The 23,038-nt window shown below is 35.3% G+C and carries 21 protein-coding genes and 1 other RNA gene; 16 read left to right on the top strand and 6 right to left on the bottom strand.

The window, feature by feature from the left end:
• Positions 1-18: 18 nt before the first annotated feature.
• Positions 19-672 (bottom strand): fructose-6-phosphate aldolase, encoded by a 654-nt coding sequence (gene fsa, locus ACFQ39_RS08340; RefSeq protein ID WP_377177963.1) that lies wholly within the window; start codon positions 670-672, stop codon positions 19-21.
• Positions 673-820: 148 nt separating this feature from the next.
• On the opposite strand from fsa, the gene ACFQ39_RS08335 reads away from it, so the two are divergent.
• On the top strand, positions 821-1,510 hold the full coding sequence (locus tag ACFQ39_RS08335) for a nitroreductase family protein (protein WP_377177961.1): 690 nt from the start codon (positions 821-823) through the stop codon (positions 1,508-1,510).
• A gap of 8 nt (positions 1,511-1,518) precedes the next feature.
• Here the strand turns inward: ACFQ39_RS08335 and ACFQ39_RS08330 are convergent, their stop codons facing one another.
• Together ACFQ39_RS08330 and ffs are read right to left on the bottom strand one after the other, a co-directional pair.
• Entirely contained in the window at positions 1,519-2,319 is an 801-nt protein-coding gene (locus ACFQ39_RS08330) for an SDR family oxidoreductase (RefSeq protein ID WP_377177959.1), read from the bottom strand.
• Positions 2,320-2,371: 52 nt separating this feature from the next.
• Positions 2,372-2,470, bottom strand: an RNA gene (ffs, locus tag ACFQ39_RS08325) — signal recognition particle sRNA small type.
• A 125-nt stretch (positions 2,471-2,595) separates the two neighbouring features.
• On the opposite strand from ffs, the gene ACFQ39_RS08320 reads away from it, so the two are divergent.
• The 8 genes from ACFQ39_RS08320 (at position 2,596) to ACFQ39_RS08285 (ending at position 11,618) form a co-directional block, all read left to right on the top strand.
• Positions 2,596-3,123 carry a DUF4199 domain-containing protein gene (locus tag ACFQ39_RS08320; protein ID WP_377177957.1) on the top strand — a complete coding sequence of 176 codons (528 nt, stop codon included), beginning with the start codon at positions 2,596-2,598 and terminating at the stop codon, positions 3,121-3,123.
• Between the two features lie 9 nt (positions 3,124-3,132).
• On the top strand, positions 3,133-4,089 hold the full coding sequence (locus ACFQ39_RS08315) for a glycosyltransferase family 2 protein (RefSeq protein WP_377177955.1): 957 nt from the start codon (positions 3,133-3,135) through the stop codon (positions 4,087-4,089).
• Between the two features lie 29 nt (positions 4,090-4,118).
• The gene (locus ACFQ39_RS08310) at positions 4,119-5,840 is read left to right on the top strand and encodes a phospho-sugar mutase (RefSeq protein WP_377177953.1); all 1,722 of its coding nucleotides are present in this window, start codon (positions 4,119-4,121) and stop codon (positions 5,838-5,840) included.
• 41 nt (positions 5,841-5,881) lie between these two features.
• Positions 5,882-7,711: an ABC transporter ATP-binding protein gene (locus ACFQ39_RS08305; protein ID WP_377177951.1), complete on the top strand. Its 1,830-nt coding sequence runs from the start codon at positions 5,882-5,884 to the stop codon at positions 7,709-7,711.
• A 9-nt stretch (positions 7,712-7,720) separates the two neighbouring features.
• Positions 7,721-8,365 (top strand): NAD(P)H-dependent oxidoreductase, encoded by a 645-nt coding sequence (locus ACFQ39_RS08300; RefSeq protein ID WP_377177949.1) that lies wholly within the window; start codon positions 7,721-7,723, stop codon positions 8,363-8,365.
• Between the two features lie 94 nt (positions 8,366-8,459).
• Entirely contained in the window at positions 8,460-9,908 is a 1,449-nt protein-coding gene (locus ACFQ39_RS08295) for an aminoacyl-histidine dipeptidase (RefSeq protein ID WP_377177947.1), read from the top strand.
• Between the two features lie 119 nt (positions 9,909-10,027).
• Positions 10,028-10,702, top strand: coding sequence for a hypothetical protein (locus tag ACFQ39_RS08290; protein ID WP_377177945.1), 675 nt, complete (start codon positions 10,028-10,030; stop codon positions 10,700-10,702).
• 94 nt (positions 10,703-10,796) lie between these two features.
• The gene (locus ACFQ39_RS08285) at positions 10,797-11,618 is read left to right on the top strand and encodes a hypothetical protein (protein WP_377177943.1); all 822 of its coding nucleotides are present in this window, start codon (positions 10,797-10,799) and stop codon (positions 11,616-11,618) included.
• Here ACFQ39_RS08285 and ACFQ39_RS08280 read toward each other — a convergent pair whose 3' ends face one another.
• Positions 11,619-12,284, bottom strand: a complete 666-nt coding sequence (locus ACFQ39_RS08280) for a uracil-DNA glycosylase (RefSeq protein WP_377177941.1) — start codon at positions 12,282-12,284, stop codon at positions 11,619-11,621. It lies immediately after the preceding gene.
• Between the two features lie 70 nt (positions 12,285-12,354).
• On the opposite strand from ACFQ39_RS08280, the gene ACFQ39_RS08275 reads away from it, so the two are divergent.
• The 6 genes from ACFQ39_RS08275 to cobA all read left to right on the top strand — a co-directional run bounded on the left by ACFQ39_RS08275 (position 12,355) and on the right by cobA (position 18,985).
• The gene (locus ACFQ39_RS08275; protein ID WP_377179980.1) at positions 12,355-14,613 is read left to right on the top strand and encodes an endonuclease MutS2; all 2,259 of its coding nucleotides are present in this window, start codon (positions 12,355-12,357) and stop codon (positions 14,611-14,613) included.
• A gap of 61 nt (positions 14,614-14,674) precedes the next feature.
• Positions 14,675-15,079: an RrF2 family transcriptional regulator gene (locus ACFQ39_RS08270; protein WP_377177939.1), complete on the top strand. Its 405-nt coding sequence runs from the start codon at positions 14,675-14,677 to the stop codon at positions 15,077-15,079.
• A 103-nt stretch (positions 15,080-15,182) separates the two neighbouring features.
• Entirely contained in the window at positions 15,183-15,446 is a 264-nt protein-coding gene (locus ACFQ39_RS08265; protein ID WP_377177937.1) for a DUF2061 domain-containing protein, read from the top strand.
• The gene (locus tag ACFQ39_RS08260; RefSeq protein WP_377177935.1) at positions 15,436-16,065 is read left to right on the top strand and encodes a phosphoadenosine phosphosulfate reductase domain-containing protein; all 630 of its coding nucleotides are present in this window, start codon (positions 15,436-15,438) and stop codon (positions 16,063-16,065) included. Before ACFQ39_RS08265 ends, ACFQ39_RS08260 begins: the two co-directional genes overlap by 11 nt.
• Positions 16,066-16,113: 48 nt before the next feature.
• Positions 16,114-18,219, top strand: coding sequence for a HEPN domain-containing protein (locus tag ACFQ39_RS08255; RefSeq protein WP_377177933.1), 2,106 nt, complete (start codon positions 16,114-16,116; stop codon positions 18,217-18,219).
• Positions 18,212-18,985 (top strand): uroporphyrinogen-III C-methyltransferase, encoded by a 774-nt coding sequence (gene cobA / locus ACFQ39_RS08250; RefSeq protein WP_377177931.1) that lies wholly within the window; start codon positions 18,212-18,214, stop codon positions 18,983-18,985. The genes ACFQ39_RS08255 and cobA overlap by 8 nt, the downstream gene beginning before the upstream one ends.
• A 4-nt stretch (positions 18,986-18,989) precedes the next feature.
• Here the strand turns inward: cobA and ACFQ39_RS08245 are convergent, their stop codons facing one another.
• Positions 18,990-19,214, bottom strand: a complete 225-nt coding sequence (locus ACFQ39_RS08245) for a hypothetical protein (protein ID WP_377177929.1) — start codon at positions 19,212-19,214, stop codon at positions 18,990-18,992.
• A 138-nt stretch (positions 19,215-19,352) separates the two neighbouring features.
• On the opposite strand from ACFQ39_RS08245, the gene ACFQ39_RS08240 reads away from it, so the two are divergent.
• Positions 19,353-21,290 carry an AMP-dependent synthetase/ligase gene (locus ACFQ39_RS08240; RefSeq protein ID WP_377177928.1) on the top strand — a complete coding sequence of 646 codons (1,938 nt, stop codon included), beginning with the start codon at positions 19,353-19,355 and terminating at the stop codon, positions 21,288-21,290.
• Between the two features lie 31 nt (positions 21,291-21,321).
• Here ACFQ39_RS08240 and asnB read toward each other — a convergent pair whose 3' ends face one another.
• Positions 21,322-22,995 (bottom strand): asparagine synthase B, encoded by a 1,674-nt coding sequence (asnB, locus tag ACFQ39_RS08235; RefSeq protein ID WP_377177926.1) that lies wholly within the window; start codon positions 22,993-22,995, stop codon positions 21,322-21,324.
• Positions 22,996-23,038: the final 43 nt, after the last annotated feature.

Below are 23,038 nucleotides of genomic sequence, written 5' to 3'. Positions count from 1 at the left end.
TTTAAATAAATAATTCAATTAATTTCCCTTATTATGATCTGCCAAAAAAGTAGCCAAACCAATATCAGTTAATGGGTGCTTTAACAAACCTTTAATGGCACTTAAAGGACCTGTCATGACATCAGAACCAATTTTTGCACAATCAATAATATGCATGGTATGACGAATAGAAGCAGACAAAATCTGAGTGTCAAAACCATAATTGTCATAAATCAATCGTATTTCTGAGATTAAGTTTAAACCATCAGTTGAAATGTCATCCAGTCTTCCTAAAAATGGAGAAACATAAGTTGCCCCCGCTTTTGCGGCCAAAAGGGCTTGTCCTGCAGAAAAAACAAGCGTGACATTAGTCTTAATACCTTTCTCTGAAAAATACTTACAAGCTTTTACGCCATCCGCAATCATTGGTAATTTTACTACGATCTGTGGGTGAAGAGCTGCCAGCATTTCACCTTCTTTTACCATTCCCTCAAAATCAGTTGCTATTACTTCAGCACTTACATCACCATCAACTATGTCACAAATAGCTTTGTAGTGATTTAAAATATTTTGTTCTCCGGTGATTCCTTCTTTAGCCATTAAAGACGGATTTGTAGTAACACCGTCTAAAATACCCATAGCCTGTGCTTCTTTAATTTGATCTAAGTTTGCTGTGTCGATAAAAAACTTCATAATTGTAAATTTATTTTCGTGCAAATATAATCCAACTTAAGCTTTATCAAATTTATTTATACAATGATTATGAAGATTTAACAATAATTAGGTCCTAAGTAATCTTTTTAACTTTCGTAACTTTGTAGTTGTTATCAATTTTAAGTTTATGAGTTCCCCCAACATAATAAAACTTTACGGACATGAACATGTTCTCTACACTCCCCAAAATTATACCGAAAGGGAAATTGCTGAATTGAGCAAAGCCAATTTTGAGCTTATGGATAAACGAAGGTCAATCAGGTCCTTTTCTGATAAGCCCGTTGATAAAAAAATAATTGAAAATATTATTAAAACAGCTTCAACCGCGCCTTCAGGTGCCCATAAACAGCCTTGGACGTTTTGTGCTATTTCTGACCCTGGAATTAAAACGAAAATAAGGATTGCTGCAGAGGCAGAAGAAAAAGAGTCTTATGAAAGGCGGATGAGCGAAACTTGGCTTAACGATTTAAAACCGATGGGAACCAATATGTACAAACCTTTTTTAGAAATTGCACCATGGTTAATTGTGGTTTTTAAAAGGGTGTATGAACTTGGTAAAGATAGAGATACTAAAAGCAATTACTACGTAAGCGAATCAGTAGGAATTGCATGCGGAATGCTAATTACTGCCATTCACCAAGCTGGCCTGGTTACTTTAACACATACACCTAGCCCTATGCAGTTTCTTCATACCATTTTAGAGAGACCAGAAAATGAAAGACCCTTTTTATTATTGCCAGTAGGTTACCCCGCAAGTCCTTGTTATGTGCCTAATCTCAAAAGAAAAGAGTTAAAAGATGTCGCCGTTTTTTATTGAAGAAATCATCATAAATTAAAATGATTCATCAGCATTTTTTCATACCATTTATCTGGTAGCACACGTTTAAGGATAATCGAGAATTTCTGTAAAAAATCACCTACTTTATAGTGTATTGCGGGATTTTTTTTGCAGATGATCTTTTCAATTGCTTTCGCAAAGATAATTGGATCGTCCCCTTTATCCACGTGAGTATTCATTAAATCCAGACTCTTTTTATAAGAATGTGCATAGGCAGACATTGACTCTACCGGGGTCGTTACTCTACCCGAAGCAATGTTTGTAGCAAAATCCCCGGGGGCTACATTTGTAATCTGAATACCGAAAGACTTTACCTCCATTCTCAATGACTCAGTAACCAATTCTAAGGCTCCTTTGGAAGCCGAGTAAATTCCCCGAAAGGGCAAACCCATATATCCTGCAATAGACGTAACGTTAATAATAAGACCGGATTTTTGTTTTCTCATCTGAGGCAAAACTGCCTTCATTGTCTCAATTGCACCAAAAAAATTAGTTTCAAAAACATCCCGCATACCATTTGTAGACGTTTCTTCAATAGGTCCGGTTATTCCAATCCCGGCGTTATTGATGAGTATGTCGATTGATTTTTCCTTGGAAAGCACAAAGGAGATGGCATTTTCAATAGACTTTTTGTCTCGAACATCCATTTTGACTAGTTCAAAGGACTGATTACTTTTCGGATTCCTACCTGTACCATAAACCTTAAAACCAATACCTTGCAGGTGTTTAGCCGTAGACAGACCCAGTCCCGAAGAAGCTCCGGTAATAAATACAACTTTCTTTTGCATAAATGCAAAGATGTAAAAAACCAATAAATACTTTGAAATAAAATAGAAGAAAAAATGGCAAGCTACCTGCATCACACCGCTACGACCTAATACCTTTGCTGCGTTCCCGCCCTGGAGGATTCAAAGGGAGCTGGTTGTGCAGGACTTGCCGCTGCAAATTTACAACCCTTTTACAATATTGCAACTATTTTTTTGTAACTTTTTTAAACCTTATTTTACTAATCCTTTAACAATTCATTTTAAGTATTATATTTGTTATCATTAAAACCAAAAACCATGGAAAACCAAAGTGCCCAACCCAAAAATGTAATGATTACTTACGGAGTAATTTTAGGTGTTTTATCTGTTATTTTTGCTCTTGTTTATTATGTTTTAGGTAAAACTTACGAACAAGATTCACTTCGATCTATTTTATCTTTTGTACTTTCTGCTGTTGTTATTTTTCTTGGCTTAAAAAAGTTCAAAGAACTGAACAACGGATATTTAACAATTGGACAAGCCATAAAAACCGGATTAGGCATCGCCATGATATCCGGATTGATCTCTGTAATTTACACAATTTTATTCATGACAGTAATAGAGCCTGAGTACGTAAATAATGTAGTTGAAGTATCAAGACAAGCAATTTTAGAAAAGTACCCGGATTTCTCTGATGAACAATTAGAACAGGCCTTGGATATGACAAGAAAATTCTCTTCACCCGGAATGATGGCTGGTATCATCTTACTTTTCTCTGCTATATTTGGCTTTATTATTTCTCTAATTGAAGGATTAATTTTAAAAAACAATCCGGAAACAGTATAAAATTTCTAAATGGATCTATCCATAGTAATACCTTTATTAAACGAGGAAGAGTCTTTACAAGAACTATATGATTGGATTTCAAAAGTGATGGAATCCAATCATTTTAGTTATGAAATAGTTTTTATTGATGACGGTAGCACTGACCGTTCTTGGGATTTAATTGAATCATTGGGATTAAAAGACCCGAGAGTTAAAGGAATTAAATTTCCGAGAAATTATGGAAAATCTCAAGCGCTGAACGCTGGCTTTAAGCAGGTGAATGGTGATGTTGTTATCACAATGGATGCTGACCTTCAAGATAGTCCTGAGGAAATTCCTGAACTTTTTAAGCTTATCAAAGAAGAAAATTTCGACCTGATATCTGGTTGGAAAAAAGTGCGTCACGATTCTAAAATAAAAAAGAACTTACCCTCTAAATTATTTAATGCTGCAGCTAGGAAAACTTCAGGTTTATCATTGCACGATTTTAATTGTGGCCTAAAAGCTTATAAAAACGAGGTTGTGAAAAGTATTGATGTGTATGGAGAAATGCACAGATATATTCCTGTTCTCGCTAAAAATGCAGGCTTTAGTAACATCGATGAAAAAGTTGTAGCCCACCAAGCGCGAAAATATGGAAAAACTAAATTTGGCATGAATAGATTTGTCAATGGTTTTTTGGATCTCCTCACCATCAATTTTTTATCTCGATTTGGGAAAAGACCCATGCATTTATTTGGCTTACTTGGGACATTGATGTTTGCAATAGGTTTTTTTGCATCACTCTACATCGGGATTACCAAACTGATCAAATTATATCACCATGAACCAACCATTTTGGTAACGGACAACCCTTGGTTCTATATTGCTTTGACAGCTATGATGATCGGTTCTCAATTGTTCCTTGCCGGATTTCTCGGAGAGCTTATTACTCGCTCAAAAAATCAGGAAAAACGCTATTCTGTGAGCAAACAAATTAATTTTTAAAAGTATATTTGTCTAACAAACTGAATACCATGAATCAAGACGAAATTCTTCAAAAAGCCAAAACTTGGCTTACTGTTACATTTGATCAATCTACTCAAAAAGAAATTAAAGATTTAATTGACAATAAACCTTCTGAATTAATGGATCGTTTTTACAAAGATCTAGAATTTGGAACAGGTGGAATGCGCGGTACCATGGGTGCCGGAACGAATCGCATCAACAAATATACGCTCGGAAAGAATACACAAGGACTTTCAAATTATTTGCTCGAACACAGTAAAAAAGATCAGCCAAAAGTTGTCATCGCATACGATTGTAGAAACAACAGTGAATTATTTGCTAAAGAAGTGGCCAATGTTTTCTCTGCAAATGGTATTTACACGTATTTATTTGAATCTTTAAGACCCACACCAGAACTATCTTTTGCTGTTAGAGAATTAAATTGCGATGTAGGAATAGTCTTGACTGCTTCGCATAATCCCCCGGAATACAATGGTTATAAAGTTTACTATGACGATGGAGGACAAATTGTACCTCCGCAGGATAAGGCTATTGTAGATGAAATAAATTCATTAAAATTTTCAGATATCAAATTTAACGGAAATGAAGATTTGATTGAAATTATTGGTGAAAAAGTGGATGAAAAATTCATAGAAGCCTCAGTTAAAAACTCCACTTTTGCTTCGACAAAAGGTAGAGAAAATCTAAAAATAGTTTTCACGCCACTACACGGAACTTCCATAACGATTATACCCCAAGCCCTCAAACAAGCAGGTTTTTCTGATGTACACATCGTCGAAGAACAAAGAGAACCAAACGGAAATTTTCCTACCGTAAAATCTCCAAATCCCGAAGAACCGGAAGCCCTAAAAATGGCAACCGAGCTAGCCAATAAAATAGGAGCGGATATTCTGATTGGTACGGATCCTGATTGCGATAGATTAGGGATCGCTGTTCGAAATAATGAAAATGAACTCGTCCTATTAAACGGAAATCAGACTTTCTGCATTTTAGTTTCTTTTTTGATGAAAAAATGGCATGAAGAAGGAAAAATCAATGGAAAACAGTTTATTGGGTCGACCATTGTGACAACAGATCTGGTTAAAAAAATAGCTGATCATTACGGTGTTGAAACCAAAACCGGGTTAACAGGCTTTAAGTGGATTGCAAAAATGATTCGAGATGTAGAAGGTGTTGAAGATTTTATTGGAGGCGGCGAAGAGAGTTTCGGATTTATGGTTGGTGATTTTGTAAGAGATAAAGACGCAGTATCTTCAACCTTATTAGCTTGCGAAATAGCTGCTGAGGCTAAAAGTAAAGGAAGTACCCTTTATGATGAGTTAATGAATTTATATGTTGACCATGGTCTTTATAAAGAACATTTAATTTCGGTGGTAAAAAAAGGAATGGAAGGCGCAAAAGAAATAAATCAAATGATGGTGAATATGCGCCAAAACCCATTACTAGAAATAGATGGAGAAAAAGTAAAAACCTTGAATGATTACCAAAAATCAACTTCAAAAAACTTTATCAAGGGTACGCAAAGCAATATAGACCTGCCAAAATCTGATGTATTGATCTATGAAACAGAAAACGGAACCAGAATTGCAGCTAGACCCAGCGGTACTGAGCCAAAAATTAAATTTTATTTTAGTGTAAATACTGAGGTGAAAAATAGAGAGGAAATTGCCTCAGCTGAAAAACGACTGGACGAAAAAATCAAAAGAATTATTAAAGAACTATCTTTGTAGGCATTTTTGAAAAAATCAATCTTGCCATTTAAAAGACTTAGATGAATTATTTTTTAAAAACACTTCGTTTTGCCAAACCTTATACCAAGTATGCATGGCTCAATGTTTTGTTTAATGCACTTTACGCGGTTTTTAATGTCCTTTCGGTTCTCGCTTTTATTCCTGTTCTAGGTATTCTTTTTGGCAGCGAAGAAAAAGTGACGGAAAAACCTGTTTTCAAAGGTATTTCCGGAATTTATGATTACGTTCAAAACAGTCTGAATTATTTAGTGTCACATACGATAGAAACTAGCGGAGTGGAAAAAGCACTTTTAATTATTTGCTTGATAAGTTTTGCTCTATTCTTCCTAAAGAATCTCTTTCGCTATTTGGCAGAATTTGTTTTGGCCTATTTCAATAGCGGTATTGTAAAAGACCTGCGAGATGCGCTCTACGATAAGATTTTGGAGCTGCCTATCGCCTATTTTTCCGAAAAGAAAAAAGGTGATACCATTGCCAGAATGACAAGTGATGTACAAGAAATCGAAAACTCTTTTCTGAACTCTTTGGAAGCCATTGTAAGAGAGCCGCTTACCATTGTATTTACGTTAATTTCTATGTTTGCCATTAGTGCAAAATTGACTCTTTTTGCTTTTGTTTTACTTCCTGTTTCAGGGTTTTTGATTTCATCAGTAAGCAAAAAATTAAAGGCAAAATCGTTACTCGCCCAGCAAGAAACAGGGAATTTTCTTTCCTTTATTGAAGAAACTTTAAGTGGATTAAAAATCATCAAAGGATTTACTGCAGAAGATAAGATGAAAAGTAAATTTCACAACTCTACAGCCAGATTTAAAAAATTGATGATCAGTGTTTTCCAAAGAAAAAGTTTAGCTTCTCCAATGAGTGAATTTTTAGGATCTGCAACGATTATTGCGATTTTATGGTTTGGTGGACGATTGGTTTTAAGAGGTGAAGACGGCATGAAGCCTCAGGAATTTTTAGGTTATATCGGTTTGTTTTACCTCATTTTAAATCCTGCTAAAGCCATTTCTAAAGCTATTTTTTCTGTACAAAAAGGAAACGCTTCAGCAGAAAGAATTTTGTCAATTTTAGAAACAGAAAATACGATTGCCGACAAACCAGATGCCCTCGTTAAAACTTCTTTTGAGGATACAATAGAACTCAAAAATATCTCTTTTAAATACAAGGATGAATACGTTTTAAAGGATTTTTCTCTCAAAATCCCAAAAGGTACAACCGTGGCATTAGTTGGACAATCCGGAAGCGGAAAATCCACGATTGCAAATTTGGTTCCAAGGTTCTATGATGTTAATATTGGAGAAATTCTCATTGATGGCATCAATATAAAAGACCTCAAAAAGGAATCGCTAAGAGACTTGATCGGCTTGGTAACACAAGAATCAATTTTGTTTCATGACTCCGTTAAAAATAATATTCAACTGGGCGTCAATAAGGCTACAGAGGAAGAAACAATCGAAGCAGCTAAAATTGCCAATGCACACGAGTTTATTGTTGATCTACCCCAAAAATACGATACAAACATAGGTGATAGTGGCAATACCTTATCAGGCGGGCAAAGACAACGACTTTCGATCGCGAGGGCCGTATTAAAGAATCCTCCTATCATGATTTTGGACGAGGCTACTTCAGCTTTAGATACAGAGTCTGAACAACTGGTGCAATCGGCATTGGAAAAAATGATGCAAAACAGAACTTCACTTGTGATTGCACATAGATTATCGACCATCCAAAAGGCAGACCTTATCGTCGTGATGCAAAAAGGAAAAATAGTAGAACAAGGCAGACATGAGGAATTGTTAAGCAAAGAAGCGGCTTATTACAATTTAGTGAACATGCAATCTTTACAATAAATGGTGAAAATGGATATTATTGACAGTTTAGAATGGCGCTATGCGTGCAAAAAATTTGATGAAAAATTAAAGCTTAGCGATGACCAGTTGAATACATTAAAAAAAGCTTTTAACCTAACGGCAACATCTTTTGGTTTACAACCCGTAAAAATGTTGATCATTACTGACAATGAGACCAAGGGAAATATCTTTAAATACAGTTATTTTCAGAAACAGATAACCACCTGTTCTCATCTATTCGTTTTGTGTATTAACACAGTAATGGATGACGAAACAATTGACAGTTATTTTGAATTAGAAAAAGAAATTCGTGGTACTTCAGAAGAAATAATTTCCAAATTCAGAAATCAACTCAAGCAAATTTATAAGGGGAAAAGCCAAAATGAAATTGAGCAATCTGCCATCAATCAAGCCTATATAATTTTAGGAAATTTAATGACCGTCTGTGCCGTTGAAGGAATAGATTCTTGCCCTATGGAAGGTTTTATTCCTGAAAAAGTGGATGAAATATTAGGTCTGGCTGATAAGAATTTAAAATCTATACTGATGCTTCCTGTTGGCTTTAGAGCCGAAGACGATTTTATGAAAAGTTTAAAAAAAGTTAGAAAACCGATCGAAAATCTCATTTTTGAGGATGTATTGATCAAATCATAGCCTTACAGGATTAGAATTATAAGATAACCAGCAAAGAATCAAATTTTTTGTTGGTTTTTTTATTCCCTAACTTTGTTCTTTAAAAAATGTTCAAATGAATATAGAACAATTAGAGCCAAAATCAATCTGGAAAAATTTTTCTTTCATCAATGCCATCCCGAGGGCATCAAAAAAAGAAGACAAAATTGTTCAATTTATGATCGATTTTGGTAAGAAGCTCGGCTTAGAAACACAAACAGATGCTATAGGTAACGTACTTATCAGAAAGCCGGCAACACCGGGAATGGAGAACCGTAAAACAGTGGTACTGCAATCACATCTCGATATGGTTCATCAAAAAAATAATTCGACAGAATTTGACTTTGACAAACAGGGTATCGAAATGTATATTGATGGCGATTGGGTAAAAGCGAATGGGACCACTTTAGGTGCTGATAATGGTTTAGGTGTAGCGGCGATCATGGGGGTTTTGGAAAGCAAAGAGATTGAACATCCTGCATTAGAAGCGCTCTTTACCATTGACGAAGAAACAGGAATGACGGGTGCCAAAGGTCTGAAAGGCGGGTTTTTAAAGGGCGATATTTTACTTAATCTCGATACTGAAGAGGATGATGAAATTGATATTGGTTGTGCCGGAGGAATTGATGTAACAGCAACAAAAACCATCAAAAAAGTGAAAAACAATTCTGATTCTGTTTCTTATGAATTAACCTTAGGCGGATTAATGGGGGGGCATTCAGGGATGGATATTCACAAAGGTTTAGGAAACGCAAATAAACTTATGAATGAAATGCTACTTACTGTTGAAAATTTCATTCAGCTTTCAACATTAAAAGGAGGTAGTTTAAGAAATGCCATTCCAAGAGAAAGTGTTGCTGTGTTTTCATGTAAGCAAAAAGATAAAGAAATTGTCATTTCTACCCTAGAAAAATCATTTGCAAAACTTAAAAATCAATTTAAGAAAATTGATTCAAAATTAAATTATACCTTAAAAACGCTAAGTTCTATTGAAGATGTTCTCACTAAAGAAGACCAAAAACAATTATTTACCTCAATAAAAAATGCGCATAACGGTGTTTTTAAAATGAGTGAGTTTATGGATGACTTAGTAGAAGCATCCAATAACATTGCCAAGGTGACAGTCGATAATGATCAAATGACCATTGAATGTTTAACAAGGTCTTCTGTAGAAGAAAGTAAAATGGAAGTGGCAAACCAATTAAAAAGCACCTTTGAAGATCAAGGTTTCAAAGTCAATTTTTCGGGAGACTATCCGGGATGGAGTCCGAATCCCGATTCGGCTATTTTATCCGTATTAGAAAATTTATATGTTGAAATCTTTGACAGAAAACCAAAAGTAGTAGCTTGTCATGCCGGTTTGGAATGTGGAATTTTAGGTAGCCATTATCCTGAACTAGATATGATTTCATTTGGACCTACTATTCGTGGGGCACACTCACCTGATGAAAAAGCTAGTATTTCATCTTCTCAAAAATTTTGGAAATACCTAATTTCTATTTTGAAGAATATACCGAACAAGTGAAATTTTTAGCTTTTTATAAGGTTTGATCCGATGAAATTTATGAATTCTTTAATAAGAAATTTTTGTTCAAATCTGTCTTTTGCACAATATTTGCTATCGCAGATTTACAGCTTATACCGATGAAGAAAAGTTTATTTTTTTTAATTCTTTTGATTCCAATACTATTCTATGCTCAAATAGACCAGGGCAAATCAATTAAGCTGGAGGGTTTTAACTATTCAAATATACAATCGGACAATGAAACCCCTGCTGTAGAAAATCAATTTGATATCAAAATACCCCAAAACTATAATTTTAGCCCTGATTATAATCCGAATTTTGATCCAAATAAAACTGAATTCGACTTTTTAAAAAGTAATACCAAGAAGTTACCAAATTTTATGGCACAATCTGAAACAGAAAAGGATGTCTTAAAATTAAGATACTTTAATGGTAAAGACATGAGTAATCCTACCATGAGAACGAATCAAGAATTGGGTAAACTCAGTACAACCTCAAAAAAGATCAGAATAGAATGCCGTGACCACAGTTATGTAGATGGAGATCGGGTGCGCGTTTATCTCAACGAAAAGGTTTTGTATAAAAATGTAGGTTTAGAGGGCCGTTATTTCGTTATCAATATTGATTTGGAGGAAGGCTTTAATCGCATAGATATTGAAGCACTAAATCAAGGTTCTTCGGGACCAAATACCGCAGCATTTCTCGTCTTTGACAGAAATGGGTACAAGCTCGCCGATAAAGAATGGAACATGGGAACCGGGCAAATTGCAACGCTTGTTGTGATGAAAAATTAATGTATACGCATTCGTAATATTAATTTCTTGAAATTTGATTTACTTTTTTAGCCTTATAAAGATGTAAGTTTTATCTTCGTATAAAACTTATTTCATGAAGGAGAAATTTTACTTACTATCATTTTTTGTCCTGTTCTCTTTTTTTGCTCAAGCTCAAGATGAGGTGGGGTATGCAGAATCTGAATTTACCGAATCATCTGCGCGAAGAGATTGGCGCTTTAAACTCGCGCCTTACGCTTGGTTGGCAGGGCAGGCGACTGATGTAAATGATGAACGACTCAGACAGTCATTCAATGACTTAACTTCTTTGACAAATTTTGGTATGCAATTAGCGGGAAAGATATACTATAAAAAATGGTTCGTAAGTTCCAATCTTACCTATGCAAAGTTAGGAGATGATGGTCAGGAAAGTTTTGTGCAATACGACCTCGGTATCAATCAAATTATTCTTGATAACAAGATTGGCTATGTCTTAATAGACCATCTCGATTATGATAATAACGATATCATCGATGGATGGGCAATGGAAGTTACATTAGGAGCCATTTATTGGTTGAATGATATTAACTTCAAGTATACCATTCCCATAGGTGATATCCTCCCCCCTATCACAGGAAATTTAAGTGAAACTCAAAAATGGTGGGATCCGGTAGTTGGTACAAGTTTTAGATTAATATTAAGTAAAAGCGTATTAATGAGCTTACAAACAAATATAGGTGGATTTGGTCTGGGTAATGCTTCTGATTTTTACTATGATCTGAGTTATCTCAATACATTCAAAGTTTCGAAATTACTCACCGTTACTGCCGGTTATAAAACGTTCCAGTATAAAAGAATTGAAGGTTCTGGAGAGGAAAGAATCAAAACAAATGTAACAACATTTGGTCCACTGCTAGGTGTAACAATGAATTTTTAATTACCAAGTTATGGGCGTTTTTCCAATCTGAATGAGGTAATCGTTAGCCTTACTAAAATGCTTATTACCAAACCAATAACCCCTATTAGCACTTAATGGGGAGGGATGACCCGAAGTAAGAATTAAATGTTTATTTCTATCTATTTTAGAACCCTTTTGTTTGGCAAAACCACCCCATAGCAGAAAAACGATGTTTTGCTGGTTTTCAGATAAAGAAGCAATTACAGCATCAGTAAATCTTTCCCATCCTTTTTTCTGATGAGATCCTGCTTGACCTGATCTCACTGTTAATGTTGCATTTAGCAATAATACACCTTGTTCTGCCCAAGATGATAGATCTCCGTTATCGGGATAAGATTTTTGGACATCGTTTTCGAGTTCCTTAAAAATATTAATGAGAGAAGGCGGATGTTGTATTCCCTTATGAACAGAGAAGCATAAACCATTGGCTTGGTTTGGTCCATGGTAGGGATCTTGACCGATAATGACAACCTTTACTTTGTCAAATGGGCATGCGTCAAAGGCTTTGAAGATTTCCTTTCCTTTGGGATAACAAGTATTTTCTCTGTACTCATTTTTAACAAATTCAATTAAAGAAATAAAATAATCCTCCTCAAATTCATCTTTTAAAATTTTATACCAACTTCGTTCAATTTTTATATCCATTTGATTCGTTATAATCGATATTTGCTCTGATTAGATTTTTATATTTTTGCACATAAAATAGCCCACTTTGATAAGCAAAATAACGCAAAATACTTTAAACGATCTCGAATTTGAACAGGTTCTGAAAATTATTTCAGGGTTTTGTCTTACTGATTTAGGAAAAGAGCAGGTATTGCATATTAAACCGTTTGCTAATATCAAAAAACTGCTTACGGAATTGGCTATCACCAATGAATACCTCAGTTCATTTCAAAACAATAATAGAATTCCAAATCACTACTTTGAAGAAATAAGCAAGGAATTATTGTATGTAAGGATTGTTGATAGCTATTTGGAAGGCAAAGCTTTGTTAAAATTATCTGCAGTCTCCAAAACAGTCCTCATTCTAAAACAATTCTTTGAAAAGTTCAAGGAGATTTATCCCAATTTACATGAACAATCGCTTGAAGTAGCATACGAGCCTGCAGTCTCAAAACTAATCGAAAAATATATTACCAATTTTGGCGAAGTAAAGGACGATTCAAGCATTGAGTTAAGCGTTATAAGAAGGCGGATCAATCATGCCCGGGGTCAAATTAGTGCTAGTTTTAACAAGTCTTTAGGTCATTATTCTAGTCTTGGCTATTTAGATGACATCAAAGAATCTGTAGTAGAAAATCAAAGAGTTTTGGCAGTTCAGGCCATGAATCGTAAGAAAGTAAAAGGTTCTATTCTGGGTAGCTCAAAAACCGGGAGCATTGTTTATATCGCTCCAGAATCTACTTTGAAATTTACTCGAGAGCTAAATATTCTTGAGTACGAAGAAAAAGAAGAGCTCATTAAGATACTGAGAAAACTAACGGATGAATTACGCCCTTTTGAAGATATTTTAAGAAATCAACAGACTTATTTAACAGCTCTTGATGTTTCTGGGTCCAAAGCAAAGTATGCACATGATATAAATGCCTGTCTTCCAAAAATATCTAAGGAAAAAATTATCGACCTACAAAATGCCTACCATCCGTTATTATGGGCGGAAAATAAAAAAAAGAAGGTTAAAACCATACCACAAAGTATTCGATTAGACGCCGAACAGAGAATCATTGTCATTTCGGGTCCAAATGCGGGTGGTAAAAGTATTACCTTAAAAACGGTTGGTCTTTTACAGGTGATGCTGCAAAGTGCCATTTTGATACCTGTAAATGAAAAAAGTAGGGCTACGTTTTTCGATAAAATTCTGACGGATATTGGAGATAATCAATCCATTGAAAATCATTTGAGCACCTATAGTTATCGTTTAAAAAATATGCGCCAATTCCTCGAAAAATGCAACAAAAATACTTTGTTTTTAATCGATGAATTTGGAACAGGAAGTGACCCCGAGTTAGGTGGTGCATTAGCCGAAGTATTTTTAGAAGAATTCTATGAAAACGGATCATATGGGATAATAACAACGCACTATGCCAATTTAAAAGTATTGGCCGATGAACTCCCAGAAGTCCTAAATGCCAATATGCAGTTCGACCAAAAAACTCTAGAACCTCTATACAAATTAATTACAGGTCAGGCAGGAAGCTCTTTTACTTTTGAGGTGGCACAGAAAAATGGGATTCCCTTTCGCTTAATCAACCGAGCAAAAAAGAAAGTAGAAAGAGAGAAAATTAGATTAGATAAAACGATTGCAAAATTACAAACCGAAAGAAATGTTTTGAGAAAAACTTCGGAAGAACTTGAAAAAGAAAAAGCCTTGGCAGAAGAGAGTTCGCAAATTTTAGCAGAAAAACAGGCAAAGATTCAGGCAAAAGTCAACCAGTTTCAGGAACTCTATGATCAGAATCAAAAAATGTTGATGTATGGGCGACAGTTAAACCAAATTCTTCACAAATTCTTTCAAAGTGAAAATAAAAAAGAATTGAAAGATCAATTGATGAAATGGGTGGGAATGGAGCATGCCAAACACAAAAAACAAATAGAAGAAAAAAAATCAAAAGTAATTGATAAAGTTGATCTCTCTCAGGCAAAACCGATTTCAAAACGAGAGCGAAAAAAAATTAACGAACAGGTACGAAAAGAAGAAAAGATTAAAAAGGATGCCCTTTTAAAAGTAGAACAGGAAATTTTGGAGGAAGTAAAAAAAGTGCGCAAAATAAAAATAGCCAAAGAGAAAAAAATTGCGAGAGAGCAAAGTGATTATGAGTTCAAAGTAAATGATAGGGTGAGAATGATAGAAGGTACAGCCAAAGGCACCATAGAAAAAATTGAAAAGAATGTGGCTACAATTAATTATGGTATGTTTACCGCCAAAACAAATGTAGATCAATTGGAATTGGTTGAGTCGGGAAAAAAGTAGTTCACACCAATTATTGACAAAGATCATCGAAATAAATATGCACATTCCTTATATTTAAGCTATGATATCGAAAAAGACCAAATACGGACTAAAAGCCTTGGCCTACATAGCCAGACAAGAAAACAAAATGGTTCAGATCGCAACTATAGCTGAACAAGAAAACATTCCTCATAAATTTTTGGAGAGTATTCTATTATCCTTGAGGAAGACGGGCTTTTTGGGTTCAAAAAAAGGTAAGGGCGGCGGATATTACTTACTAAAAAAACCTTCCGAAATCCCAATGACCGACGTGATTAGAATCTTAGAAGGACCTATTGCCATGCTACCCTGCGTTAGCTTGAACTACTACGAGCGATGTGAAGATTGTCCTGATGAAAATGCATGTGGCGTTCACAAGCTAATGATTCAAGTAAGAGACAGTACACTTAACATCTTCAAAAACAATACGTTAGAAGATATTAAATAATTTTTTTATTTTTTTTATCGCTTTTTATTTGCTCATCAAAATATTATTTCTTTATATTTGCTTTATTATCCTATTATTCCGATAGACTTATAGTATTTAAGAAATGATTTTAGATAAAGTACTTGATGTAGATCACAGAGAAGCGAGTCAGAATTCTCCTTTGGAGAAAACATCCCGCAGCATAGCCAAATCTATCAGTTGGCGAATTGTAGGCACGCTAGATACCATTGTCATCTCATACCTAATTACCGGAACCTTATCATTGGCCTTGTCTATCGGTGCAGTAGAAACAATTACAAAAATTCTTTTATACTTTTTTCACGAAAGAGCTTGGAACTTTATAAAATGGGGAAAAAATGAAGCCTAATTTTTCATACATAGATTTGTCAATTTTAAACGCAGAATTAAGGGAAAAGGATCCTTTTGAGATTATCAAATGGGCTATTGATTCAGCAAAAAGACCGATACTGACAACCAACTTTGGACCTTATTCGGCTTCATTAATTCATGCAGTTAATTCAATTAAAAAAGACATTGAAGTGGTTTGGGTGGATACAGGTTACAACACACCTCAGACCTACAAATATGCCAATAAATTGATTAATCGATTTAATTTGAATATGCAGATTTTTGTACCCAAAACTACCACTGCATTTAGAGATGTAGTCTATGGAATACCTGAAGTAGGTACAGAGGCTCATAAGCAGTTTACAAAGGAAGTAAAATTAGAACCTTTTAAAAGAGCTCTATCTCAAATTGCACCAGATGTTTGGTTTACAAATATCCGTAAAGGGCAAACTGAACATAGAGATTCATTAGATATTGTTACTATGACAAAAGATGGTATTCTTAAAGTAAGTCCATTTTTTTATTGGAATGATACGGAAATAGAATTGTATTTAAAAGCAAACGAATTACCTAACGAATTAAAATACTTCGATCCGACAAAAGTTTTTTTAAACAGAGAATGTGGGATTCACCTATAGTGCTACAAAGGTTTCCCCCTTCTATAATTTCTAATAAATCCATACATCATGCAAAGTTTCAGAACTGAAATAGAGAATCCTATTGTCCAAAAAGATATCATCGATCTAGAAAAAAAGATTCGATTATTTAAAGAAGGAAAAATTGATGAAGAGCGTTTTAGAAGCCTTCGTCTAGCCAGAGGTGTTTATGGGCAAAGACAAGAAGGCGTTCAAATGATTCGGATTAAATTACCTTTTGGTAAATTAACTGCTGAGCAATTGAAACGTATTTGTGATGTTTCGGAAGAATATTCAACAGGTAGGTTACATATCACTACTCGTCAGGACATACAAATTCATTATGTCAGTTTAGATAGAACTCCCGAGTTATGGGCTGAATTGGAAAAAGATGAAATCACATTGCGTGAAGCCTGTGGAAATACTGTGAGAAATATAACGGCTTCAGAAACGGCAGGTATAAATCCAGAGGAGCCATTTGATGTTTCTCCCTATGCAGATGCCATGTTCCGCTTTTTCTTAAGAAATCCAATTTGTCAGGAAATGGGAAGAAAATTTAAAATTTCTTTCTCGGCTACAGAGGCTGATGACGCGCTAAGCTATATGCATGATTTGGGCTTTATTGCTAAAACTAAGTGGATCGACAATAAAGAAGTTCGGGGTTTTAAAGTATTGATTGGCGGCGGATTGGGATCACAATCACGCCATGGAGATCTCGCACATGAATTTCTACAAGAAGACCAAATAATCCCATTTACGGAAGGTGTTTTACGCATCTTTGATCGCTATGGAGAAAGAGCAAAAAGAGCAAAGGCAAGGCTAAAATTCTTGCTCGAAGAAATCGGAGTGAGAAAGTTCTTGGACTTCGTGAAAGAAGAACAAAAAGCTTTGGCATATCAATCTTACCCTATTGATTTATCTTCATATGATAATACAGTCCGTTTAAAAGATGTACTGGTCCCAAAAATTGACTTGGATAGGTTTCCGGAGTACGAAACTTGGTTAAAAACAAACGCTTTCAAGCAAAAACAAGAGGGTCTTTTTGCCATTGGAATAAAAGTGCAATTGGGTGATTTTTACTTGGATCAAGCGAGAAAATTAGCAGATTTAGTCAAAACTTATGCCGGTAACGAAATACGTTTGTCTCTAAAGCAAAATATTCTAATCAGGCATGTCCGAAAAGAATTTCTACCATTTTTCTATAGTGAACTAAACCAGCTAGGTTTTACAGATCTTGGTTACAACAGTACTTTGGATATTACAGCTTGCCCGGGTACAGATACCTGTAATTTGGGTATTGCCAGTAGCACAGGCATCTCTAGAGTACTCGAAAATGTTATCAAAACTGAGTATCCTCAATACATTTATAACAGCGATATTACTATCAAGATAAGTGGCTGTATGAATTCTTGTGGACAACACAGTATGGCACAAATCGGTTTTCATGGGATGTCTATAAAATCAGGAAATCTTGTTGCGCCAGGATTGCAAGTTCTACTCGGCGGCGGAACTGTTGGGAACGGCCTCGGAAGACTTTCAGAAAAAATAATTAAAATACCGAGCAAAAGAGGTCCGCAGGCTTTGCGAGGACTGCTGAATGATTATGAATTGAACAAATTCTCTTCTGAGTTGTTCAATGACTATTTTGACCGGCAAGGAAAGAATTATTTTTATCAATTGCTTAAACCACTCTCTAATTCTGATGACCTAGTTCAAGATGATTTTATTGATTGGGGACATGAAAATACGTATGTAAAAGCTATAGGTGTAGGTGAATGTGCAGGTGTGGTGATTGATCTTGTTGCTACCCTATTATTTGAAAGTGAGGAAAAATTAGATAATGCTGTGCAAGCCATAGAAAATAAAAAGTATGCCGATGGAATATATCATGCATACGCCTCAATGATTAATACGGCTAAGGCTGTACTTATTGGCGAAAATTTTAAAACAAATACCCATAAGGGAATTATAGATGAGTTCGACACTGCTTTCGTTCAAAGTGGATTAATAAAAATGCACAAATCATTTAAAGAATTAGTGTATCAAATCAACCAAAATCAACCTAATCAAACCTTTGCACAAAATTATTTAAATGAGGCAAAAGATTTTTATCAAAAAATTGACGAACTAAGAGCAATCAGTATAGCAAATGGATAACTTTTCATGCACTTTATCTCTTGTAGGCGCAGGACCCGGAGATCCTGAATTGATTACTTTAAAAGGAATTAAATCTTTACAAAAGGCTGATGTTGTATTATACGATGCCTTAGCCTGTAAAGAGCTATTGACCTATGCGCCGAATGCCTTAAAAATATTTGTAGGTAAAAGAAATGGTTTTAAAGCCTTTTCACAACTTGAGATTCAAGAAATCATTGTTAATCTCTCCAAAAAATACAGGCATATAGTGCGATTAAAAGGTGGTGATCCCTTTGTTTTTGGCAGGGGTCTCGAAGAATTAGACCATGTTGAACCATATGGAATCAATGCGGAAGTGATTCCTGGAATTACCTCAGCCATATCTGTGCCTTCGCGTTTTGGTATTGGGGTGACAAAACGGGGTGTTTCTGAAAGTTTTTGGGTGATTACCGGTACAACTTCTAGCCATCGATTGAGCGCTGACCTTAAACTAGCAGTACAATCCTCGGCAACAGTCGTGATCCTAATGGGAATGTCTAGATTAGAACAAATCGTAGAAATCTTTCAGCAGGAAAATAAAGGAGATAGGCCGATTGCCATCATTCAAAATGGGACAACTTCACAAGAAAAAATTGGCTTCGGGTTAATTGATAATATTCTGGGTATTGCAAATGAACAAGAATTATCTAACCCGGCCGTGATAATCATTGGAGAAGTGGTTCGTGAAAGTTTAAAACTAAAAGAATTTTATAAACACAACTACACCTCTTTCGAATATGCAGTTTAATCAATTACTCAGAATAACGTTCCATTTCGCGGTCATAAAAGATTCCTGCTAATTCTATCAATTCAGAAACCTCATTAGCCAATTCTGTTTCATCTCCTTCCAAATCGTCAAACCACTCCACCTCATCATTTACTAAGTTAATGACAAAACGAGGAAACTCGGTATGGATAACAAAAATATCATCCGGACAATCCGTATTATCTCCTAGCATAAACTTGGGTAAATCCATTTTTTTTCTTTTTTTGACAAAGGTACTGAAGTAAATGAAATATCGCAGGTCTATTCTTTATTGTTAAACAAGACAAAACTCCATTTTTCATCAAATTGATACCAAAAAGTGTATTTTTATCGCCCAAAATAAGAAATGATGAAAACGCGCACCATTTTTAACATGCTCGACAGAGCTGCCAATACTTATGCTCAATCCCCATATCTCAATCAAAAAGAGGACAATGGATGGAAGTCTACAACCTTTTCTGATACCCGGAAAAAAGCTCTACACTTATCTTCGGTTCTATTGGATTTAGGAATAAACTATGAGGATAAAATTACCATTCTATCTGAGGCAAAAGCCGACTGGATCATTTCTGAATTTGCCATTCTATATGCCGGTGCGATCTCAGTTCCACTTTCCATAAAATTATTACCGGAAGAGATTCCTTTTCGAGTGAATCATTCTGATTCTAAAATGATTATTGTATCGGAAAATACATTAGAAAAAGTTATTAGCCAATGGAATAAGTTTGAGTATAAAGACCTGCAACTAGTCATTTTGGATAAGCCCTCAAAAAAGATTACGGAGATTTGCAAACAACTTGATTTTGATGAAAAGCGAATTTTATACATTGAAGATCTTTATGAAATAGGCAGAGCAAAATTCAATGAAAACAGTAAAAAACTCAGTAATTTAAGGGAAAGTATAACAGAAAATGATGTAGTGACCATCTGTTATACCTCAGGTACTACAGGTAATCCCAAAGGAATTATGCTTACACATTTAAACTACTTCTCCAATAGTCACGAGGCGGTGAACACTTTTCAAATCCGGGAAAACATACGAACATTGTTGATCTTACCAACAGATCATTCTTTTGCCCATACAGTAGGTATTTATACTTCGCTTGTAAAAGGCTTGGCGCTTTATTTTGTAGATGCCAGAGGAGGCGGAATGAATGCCCTTAAAAACATTCCCATTAATTTAAAAGAAGCCAATCCAAATTTTTTATTGACGGTGCCAGCCTTAACAGCGAATTTCATCAACAAAATTCAAGAGGGAATATCGGCTAAAGGCGATGTAATCGAAGGTATTTTTGAGAGAGGTTTAAAAGCCGCCATAAAAAGAAATGGCAATGGTTTCAATAAACCAGGTTTATCCACACAACTCTCCACCTGGTTTCATTATAGTTTGGCAAAACTTCTTATTTTTAAAAAACTGAAACATATTTTCGGCAGCAATATCGAGTTTTTTGTGGGAGGAGGTGCGCTCCTCGATATCAAACAACAACAGTTTTACAAGGCCATTGGCATACCAGTATATCAAGGTTATGGACTTACAGAAGCAACACCTATCATTTCAACCAATACGCCCTTTTTTCATAAAATGGGTACCTCCGGAAAACTACTAGATAATATTAAATGCAAGATCGTAGATGAAAATGCCATTGAATTAGCTAAAGGACAAAAAGGCGAGATCATTATTAAGGGTGATAACGTGATGAAAGGCTATTATAAAAATGAGGAAGCTACCTCAAAAGCTCTTAAAAATGAATGGCTTTATACAGGTGACTTAGGTTATTTTGATGAAGACGACTTCCTTGTTGTTGTGGGTCGAGAAAAGGCCTTACTGATTTCAGAAGATGGTGAAAAATACTCTCCTGAGGAGATTGAAGAAGCTATTGTTAATTCTTCCTCATTTATTCATCAATGCATGATTTATAATGACCACAAAAAATTTACCACCGCTTTGGTTACTTTAAACAAACCTGTTGTCTCGGACTGGATCAAAAAAAATAGGGTAACTGATTCACAAGTAATTTTGGATAAAGTAAAGTCGGAAGTACTGGCTTTTAAAAATCAAAAAGAATTCAAAAACAAGTTTCCTGAAAAATGGATTCCTTCTAATTTTCAAATAATAGAAGAAGAGTTTTCTGAAGCTAATAAAATGATCAACTCAACATTAAAAATGGTTCGTTTTGTGATTACAGACACTTATAAAGAGAAATTAAATCAATTGTACTTACCTAATAGTCAGGCAACTGCTCATACAGAAAATAAAAAAACGATTGATAAAATATTCAATCTATAAAAAAAGGGAGCTGAGCTCCCTATTTTTTATTTTACCCCTTGACATAGGCATCGGTATGTACGTTGGCAATGGCCCTACCCGATGGCTCGTTTGAGTTTTTAAAACTTTCATCCCACTCCAAAGCAATTTTCGTGCTGCAGGCAACAGAAGGTTCTTGAGGCACACATAACGCAGCAGTATCCGAAGGGAAATGCTCTTCAAAAATAGAACGGTAGTAAAATTCTTCCTTTGTGGTCGGTGTTTGAATAGGAAATTTAAAATGCGCATTCGCTAACTGTTCATCAGAAATTTTTTCATTGACCATTAACTTTAATGTATCTATCCAGCTATAGCCTACACCATCAGAAAATTGTTCCTTTTGTCTCCAGGCCACACTCTCAGGCAAATAACTTTCGAAAGCTTTTCGAACAACCCACTTTTCCATTCGTTCCCCGTTGATCATTTTATCCTGAGGATTGATTCTCATGGCCACATCCATAAATTCCTTATCTAAAAAAGGCACTCTACCTTCAATCCCCCATGCAGCTAATGATTTATTCGCACGCAAACAATCATACATATGTAGCTTTTCTAATTTTCGCACTGTTTCTTTATGAAATTCTTCTGCATTTGGTGCTTTGTGGAAATACAAATACCCTCCAAATAATTCGTCCGCTCCCTCTCCCGATAATACCATTTTTACTCCCATTGATTTGATTACCCTGGCCATCAGATACATGGGAGTTGATGCTCGAATAGTAGTTATATCATAGGTTTCAAGATTATAAATTACATCACGAATAGCATCTAAACCTTCTTGTATCGTAAATTTTATCTCATGATGAACGGTTCCAATATGATCTGCCACTTTTTGAGCTGCAGCTAAATCCGGTGACCCCTCTAAACCTACAGAAAATGAATGCAGCTGCGGCCACCAGGCAGCTTGAGTATCATCCGATTCTATTCTCTTTTCTGCATATTTTTTCGCAATAGCAGATGTAACAGATGAATCCAATCCTCCGGATAGTAAAACGCCATAAGGGACATCCGACATCAATTGGCGGTGAACAGCAGCCTCAAGTGCTACTCTTAACTCATCTATACTGGTTTGGTTCTCTTTGACGGCCTCATAATCCTTCCATTCTCTGTCATACCACTTTTTTAGCTCGCCATCTTTACTGTGTAAATAATGCCCCGGAGGAAATAGTTCAATCTTAGAACAATATCCTTCTAAGGCTTTCAACTCAGAAGCCACATAAAAAGTTCCGTTTTTATCCCAACCCATGTATAAAGGAATGATACCCATATGATCTCGTGCAATAAAGTACTCGTTTTTATCTGCATCATAAAGTGCAAAACCAAAAATTCCATTCATTTCATCAATGAATGTTGGCCCTTTTTCTTTGTATAAAGCCAAAATCACCTCACAATCAGAAGCAGTTTGAAAATTGTATTTACCTTCAAATTGTTTCCTCAATTCTTTATGGTTATAGATTTCTCCATTTGCGGCAAGAACTAGCTTTCTATCTTCACTGAACAAGGGTTGCTTTCCTGAAGCCGGATCTACAATTGCCAGACGCTCATGGGCCAAAATTGCATTATCATCGGCATAAATACCGCTCCAATCTGGTCCACGATGTCTTATTTTTTTTGACATCTCTAACAGTTTTGGTCTTAAAATTTCCGAATCTTCTTTTAAATCAAATGCACAAACAATTCCACACATATCTTTTATTTTTTACTATTCTTATTTTTCGAATGCAAATATT

Origin of the sequence: Namhaeicola litoreus (assembly GCF_042679565.1) — a bacterium.
In the GTDB taxonomy this organism is placed as follows: Bacteria; Bacteroidota; Bacteroidia; order Flavobacteriales; family Flavobacteriaceae; genus Namhaeicola; species Namhaeicola litoreus.
Note: the sequence above shows the minus strand (reverse complement) of the source record. Positions and strands in the feature narration are given on the sequence as shown.